The organism is Stenotrophomonas sp. 05L44_2 (assembly GCF_056665995.1).
This window is the reverse complement of record NZ_JBFTNR010000320.1, coordinates 1-4,637: the sequence shown is the minus strand read 5'-3', so window position 1 is coordinate 4,637 and position 4,637 is coordinate 1. Positions and strand designations below refer to the sequence as shown.

At 68.8% G+C, this 4,637-nt stretch carries 4 protein-coding genes and 1 pseudogene; 3 read left to right on the top strand and 2 right to left on the bottom strand.

Features of this window, described 5'->3' with window-relative positions:
• Together radC and AC1VAN_RS12425 are read right to left on the bottom strand one after the other, a co-directional pair.
• Positions 1 to 679, bottom strand: a 679-nt coding sequence (radC, locus tag AC1VAN_RS12430; RefSeq protein WP_480985894.1) for a RadC family protein, incomplete at its 3' end; no start/stop codon positions are given.
• A 71-nt stretch (positions 680 to 750) separates the two neighbouring features.
• Positions 751 to 1,377, bottom strand: a complete 627-nt coding sequence (locus AC1VAN_RS12425) for a response regulator (protein WP_025878376.1) — start codon at positions 1,375 to 1,377, stop codon at positions 751 to 753.
• Between the two features lie 225 nt (positions 1,378 to 1,602).
• Between AC1VAN_RS12425 and coaBC the strand changes: the two genes are divergently transcribed.
• The 3 genes and pseudogenes from coaBC to AC1VAN_RS12410 all read left to right on the top strand — a co-directional run.
• The gene (gene coaBC, locus AC1VAN_RS12420; RefSeq protein WP_059064131.1) at positions 1,603 to 2,859 is read left to right on the top strand and encodes a bifunctional phosphopantothenoylcysteine decarboxylase/phosphopantothenate--cysteine ligase CoaBC; all 1,257 of its coding nucleotides are present in this window, start codon (positions 1,603 to 1,605) and stop codon (positions 2,857 to 2,859) included.
• The gene (dut, locus tag AC1VAN_RS12415; protein ID WP_025878378.1) at positions 2,856 to 3,344 is read left to right on the top strand and encodes a dUTP diphosphatase; all 489 of its coding nucleotides are present in this window, start codon (positions 2,856 to 2,858) and stop codon (positions 3,342 to 3,344) included. Before coaBC ends, dut begins: the two co-directional genes overlap by 4 nt.
• A 12-nt stretch (positions 3,345 to 3,356) precedes the next feature.
• A pseudogene (locus tag AC1VAN_RS12410) lies at positions 3,357 to 4,637 on the top strand (phosphomannomutase/phosphoglucomutase); the annotation flags it as partial.

Below are 4,637 nucleotides of genomic sequence, written 5' to 3'. Positions count from 1 at the left end.
GTGGCAGAAGACCCCGTTCAGCAAACGAAACCGGACGCCCCTCGCCGACCACGAAGTGGTCCAGCAGGCGGATGTCGACCAGTGCCAAGGCCCGTTGCAGTTCCTCGGTGATCTGCGCGTCGGCGGCCGAGGGTTCCGGGTCGCCAGAGGGATGGTTATGGCTGAGGATGACCGCGGCGGCGTTGTGCAGCAGGGCTCTGCGCACTACTTCACGGGGGTAGACCGGGGCCGCGTTGATGGTACCGGCGAACAGTTCCTCGCAGGCGATCAGGCGGTGGCGGTTGTCCAGGAACAGGACCACGAACAGTTCCCGTGCCTGCCCACGCAGACGGTGCTGCAGGTAACGGCCGACGGCGGCAGGGTTGTTGCCGACCGCTTCGCCCTGTTGCAGTTCAGCGGCCAGGTAGCGGTGGGCCAGCTCCAGCCCTGCGGCCAGCGTGCAGCTGCGAGCCGGCCCCAACCCGGGGAGTTTCGATAGTTCGCGGGCGGAGCGGTCCAGCAGCACGCGCAACGGGCCGTGGGCGAGCAACAGGTCGCGCGCGGTCTGTACGGCGTCCCGGCCGCCAATGCCGGAACCCAGGAACAGGGCCAGCAGTTCGGCGTCGGACAGTGAAGTGGGACCGCGGGCCAGCAGCTTCTCGCGGGGGCGCTCTTCTTCGGGCCATTCATGGATGGGCATGGCACCCATCATGGCGATCATCGCCGACCGCTCCCATAAGCYCTTGCCGCACCTGCGGGTCGGCCAAGCCCTCAGTCGCGCCGGGTCTGCAGGTAGTCGTAGAGTTCCTGGTTGGTCTGCAGGCCCAGCTTGCGCATGGCTTCGGCCTTCTGCCGGCTGATCGTCTTCGGGCTGCGCCCGCTGCGGTCGGCGATGGCATTGATGTTCAGGCCATCGGTCAGCAGTTGCAGCACTTCCAGTTCGCGTGTCGACAACGCAGCCGGTGGATGGGGGAACAGCAGATCGCGGGCCTGCAGGTGGCGCCGCAGCTGGTCGGAAACGAACACCTGCCCGGCCATGGCGGCATGCAGGGCCTGCGGTAGTTCGGCGAAGTCGGCGCTCTTGTCGACAAGGCCGTGTACGCCATCGCGCAGCAGGCCATCGAGCAAGCCCGGGTGCCTGGCCCCGGTCAGCACTACCACGGGAAGGTCGGGATGGCGTTGGCGCAGCTCGGCCAGCAGTTCAGGGCCGTCCGGGCCGGGGCCGGGCATGGACAGGTCGGTGAGTACGGCGTGGCAGGGCTGCTGGACCAGCAGCTGCAGCAGTCCGGCACCGTCGGCAGCGGCACCGGCCACGTCCATCTGGTGACGCTCAAGCACGATTCGGATGCCGTGCAGGACGACCGGATGGTCGTCGGCAATGATGATGCGCGGTTGCACGGGGAACTCCTGGGAAATCGAACGGCACACCTCGGTGGCCAGCAATGATTCTGCAAAGCGGGGACGCGAAGAGGTATAGGAAAGTTCCGAATCGGCGCGCAGCAAACCCGGAAAACTCCATCGGCCCCCGCCCATGTGCTGATAGCCGCCCGCTATGTGCCGCGTGCACCGGGAGGTTGCTGGCCTTCGGGTAAGCTAACGCCCTCGTTTGCACAGGAATTCCAGGTGGCTGATTCTCCCAACGCTTCCCCGACGCGGACCCGCGCGCTGGAAGGCCAGAAACTGCTCTTGTGTGTCGGTGGCGGGATCGCGGCCTACAAGGCCCTGGAACTGGTTCGACGCCTGCGTGATGCCGGTGCGCTGGTGCAGGTGGCGATGACGGCCGGCGCCCAGCAGTTCGTCACCCCACTCAGCTTCCAGGCCCTTTCCGGCCAGCCGACCCGCACTACCTTGTGGGACAGCGCCGCCGAACAGGCCATGGGCCACATTGAACTGGCACGCTGGGCCGATCGCATCGTGATCGCGCCAGGCACCGCCGACCTGCTGGCCCGCCTGGCCCAGGGCCACGCCGACGACCTGGTCAGCACCTTGTGCCTGGCCAGCACCGCRCCGCTGACCGTGTGCCCGGCGATGAACCATCGGATGTGGCTGCATCCGGCCACCCAGGCCAATATCGCCCTGCTGCGCCAGCGCGGCGCGCAGGTGATCGGTCCGGTCGATGGGCCGCTGGCCGAAGGCGAATCCGGCCCCGGTCGTTTGGCCGAGCCGGCCGACATCGTCGCCGCCCTGGCCGCCAACGGCGCTGCCGCTGCCGCAGCGCCGGAAACGCGCGCCCTGCAGGGCCTGCGACTGCTGATCAGCGCTGGCCCGACCTATGAAGACATCGATCCGGTGCGTTACGTGGGCAACCGCAGCAGCGGCAAGATGGGCTACGCGCTGGCCGCCGCTGCCGCCGGGCTCGGTGCCCAGGTGGTGCTGGTCAGCGGCCCGGTGCAGCTGCCGACGCCGCCCGGCGTGCAGCGCATCGATGTGCGCTCTGCCGCGCAGATGCGCGAAGCGGTGCTGGATGCGCTGCCGGCCGACATCTACATCGGTGCTGCCGCCGTTTCCGACTACACCCCGCGCCAGGTGGCCGCGCAGAAGCTGAAGAAGACCGCCGACAGCCAGTCGCTGGTGATCGAGTTGGTGCGCACCCCGGACATCCTGGCCGAGGTTGCCGCGCAGACGCAGTCGTTGAAGCTGGTGGTCGGCTTTGCCGCCGAGACCCACGATGTGGAGAAATATGCGCGCGGCAAGCTGGTCGACAAGCGCCTGGACCTGGTGATCGCCAACCAGGTGGGCATCAGCGGCGGTGGTTTCGAAAGCGACAACAATGCCGCCACGGCCTTCTGGCAGGATGGCGAACAGGTATTCCCGGCTACTTCCAAGCGTGAGCTGGCCGAACAACTGCTGGCGCTGATCGCGCGGAGGCTTCAGGCATGACCCAGGCAAGCAACACCCACGGACTCTCCCCGCAACCGTTGCAGGTAAAGCTGCTCGACCCCCGCTTCGGCGACAGCTGGCCGCTGCCGGCCTATGCCACCGAAGCCAGCGCCGGCATGGATCTGCGCGCGGCGCTGGAAACCGCGCTGACCCTCCAGCCGGGCGATACCGCACTGGTTCCCAGCGGCCTGGCCATCCATATCGCCGATCCTCATCTGTGCGCAGTGATCCTGCCGCGTTCGGGCCTGGGCCATCGCCATGGCATCGTGCTCGGCAACGGCACCGGCCTGATCGACGCCGACTACCAGGGGCCGCTGCTGATCAGTGTCTGGAACCGTGGCCGCGAGGCCTTCACCATCGAGCCGGGCGATCGCATCGCCCAGTTGGTGATCGTGCCGATTGCCCGCGTCAGCCTGCAGGTGGTGGATACTTTCACCGACAGCGTGCGGGGAACGGGTGGATTCGGCCATACCGGGGTGCGTTGACAGGGGACATCGATGAGCGGCATCGGGGAAGCACAGCGGGGAACGACGTTGGGACGCAGCGCGCCATTGCTGGGCGTGCTGCTGGTACTGCTGGCCGCCTGGTTCGGCTGGAGCGCGGTGCAGCAGTGGCGGCAGGCCGCCAGCGGGGACGCGCTGGAACAGGCGCGCGACCAGGCCGTGCAAGGGCTGCAGCAGGCTGCCTCCGGCCAGTTGCAGCAGCTGCAGCAGCAGTTGAAGGGCGACCGCGTGCAGCAGGCGCTGYAGGCCGGTGATGCCGCCGGCGCCGCGCTGGCGCTGCGGGAAAGCTGGACCGGCGTCGAGCAGGTGGAGGTGCTGGGCGCTGACCTGGCCGCAGGCTATGCCGATGCGGCCACTTTTGGATTCGCACGCCTGGCCCTGCTGGAATCTGCGCTGGCCGAAGGCAAGGCAACCCTGCGCGTGGTCCACGATGGCGGCGGCAACCGCCTGGGTCTGGCCGCGCCGGTGCAACTGGCCGGTGTCGGGCCGGCGGTGGTGTATGTCCGCCAGCCGCTGCTGCGGTTGACCGCGCCGCTGGATCAGGTGAGCGCCCCCGGCAATGGCTTCCTGGCGCTGCGCCAGGGAGCACACAACATCGTGGTGCAGGGCGATACCGGCCTGTCCGAGAGCGCCGAAGCAATGGCGCGCCCGGTGGCGGGAACGCCGTTGCGGCTGGCCGCCGGGGTGCCCAATGTGGAACCCGGCCCGCTGGGGCTGGGAGCCCTCGCCAGCGCGATTGTCGCCCTGCTGCTGGGCTTCATCGCGGTACTGCTGGTGGTAGGTCGTGGCCGGCTGCCGAAATCACTGCCGCTGCCCAGCCGGCGCAGCGCGGTGGCCGACGCCGATCACGGCCCGACCCTGCGCGAAAGCCTGCAGATGGTCCCGCCAACTGTGCCCGGCGAGACGGTGGCCGAGGCTGCGCCACCTCCACCGCCACCGGTTCCGGCCGACGAGCTGGCTGCAGGCATCTTCCGCGCCTACGACATCCGCGGCGTCGTGGGCAGCCAGCTGACGGCGCGCACCGCCGCGCTGATCGGCCAGGCCATCGGCACCGTCGCCCTTGAGCAGGGCCTGCGCGAGGTGGTGATCGGTCGCGATGGGCRCTTGTCCGGTCCCGAACTGTCGGCCGGTCTTGCCGAAGGCCTGCGGCGTGCCGGCTGTGCGGTCATCGATATCGGCCTGGCGCCGACCCCGGTGGTGTATTTCGCCGCCTTCCATCTGCGCACCGGTACCTGTGTAGCGGTCACCGGCAGCCACAATCCGCCGGACTACAAC